Below are 1,484 nucleotides of genomic sequence, written 5' to 3'. Positions count from 1 at the left end.
GGGTCTTCACCATTTTCTGTGATTTCCACTCAACCCCAGAAATATGTTAGCTGGATGAAATCGGTTCATCAGTCAGGATCCTTCTTCCGCATACAGACCACGAAGTTGGTAGAATGGAAACAGTCAAGTGCTTTCCTTGACGGGTTCCATTCTACCAACTATCATACCGATAGCGGAAGAAGAGAGCGCTTAAGCAGCCTGACTACCTGTAGTGTTCCCTGTACACTCCAGAAATACACGCAAACGAAACCGTTCTCGATTTCGATAGCCATATGCCCGGCGTTTGATGTTTTTGATCTTGTGATTCGTCCCCTCGATTCGGGCATTGGTATATGGGCACAAAAAGTAGGAAAGAATCGGCTCCTTCCACCTTTCAAGCGTGTTGGCTGCTTCCTGAAAAGAAGCAAAAGGGCTCTGTTTGGCTAACTGAATCCATTCTTCCAAGCGTTCCTTTGCTTCGTTATATCCATCGGTTCGGTAAAAATCCCGAAACAACTCTTTCAGATAATAAGCAATGGAAAGTACCGGATACTCCTCCAAGATATCGTCCAATCGAAGCCGTTGGTCCTTACGAAGCTTTTCACAGCCTTTTAAGAGAAGATATCGAGCCTTTTTCAATGGAGGAAATTCCTTTCTTGCTTGATCCAAGGCTTGTGTCACTTTTTGAATCACATGGTACTTATCGATGACAATCGAAGCAGATGGAAACAGGGCGCGAACCGCCTTATGATAAGGTTCCCACATGTCAAGAATCACCGTTTGGACCCTTTCTTTCGACAGGACATTTTGGCTCAACAAGTGGAGGGCGGAGTCACATTGGCGATCGGCATGCATTCCCATGACCGATCCGGCTTTGGCATCCATCAATACGGTTTCATACTGATGTCCCTTTTTTACCGCGATTTCATCTAAGCTAAGCACCATCTCTTCTTGAGAAGATGCTTCTATCGCTGTTTGACGCTCTTTTGCTTTTTTCGATGCAATGAAGTAATAGATGCGCTCCAATGTCGTATATGGGATGCGGTGCTTTCGGCTAACCTCTTGAATGGTGGAGCCTTCACAAAGTTCATACAAGTACTCACAAAATCGATTGGTGTAGTGTTGATTGGGTTGAATCGATTCCAAAGAGGCGGAAAACACTTGGGAACAATTCCAGCACCGATAGCGCTTTACCTTTACGAACAAGTACACCGGTTGATGGAAAATCGCCAAATCCCGTACTTTTCTTGTCCGTCTGTCGTGGACAGAGGAAGTGGCAAACCCACAATGAGGGCAGCGTTCCTGTGTCTCTGTTTTCTCTACATGAATCGCATAACCATAGGAAAGAAGTTCTTGTTTAATCACTTTAAATTCTGGCAATCCTAGTGGTATCGAAAGCACTTACGAGACCTCCTTAATGTTGATTTCACCGCTAACATTATTGCCAGGATCTCGTCAGTGCTTTCTCTTTTTTGTCACTAAATCACAAAATTTGGTGATGAACC

1 protein-coding gene is annotated in these 1,484 nt (G+C 44.5%); it reads right to left on the bottom strand.

The window, feature by feature from the left end; all coding sequences use genetic code 11:
* Nucleotides 1-189: 189 nt before the first annotated feature.
* Nucleotides 190-1,380, bottom strand: coding sequence for an ISL3 family transposase (locus ACVBDQ_RS17960; protein WP_011229816.1), 1,191 nt, complete (start codon nucleotides 1,378-1,380; stop codon nucleotides 190-192).
* Nucleotides 1,381-1,484 lie beyond the last annotated feature (104 nt).

The organism is Geobacillus sp. CCR, assembly GCF_052906625.1.
This window is presented reverse-complemented; position numbering and strand designations above follow the sequence as displayed.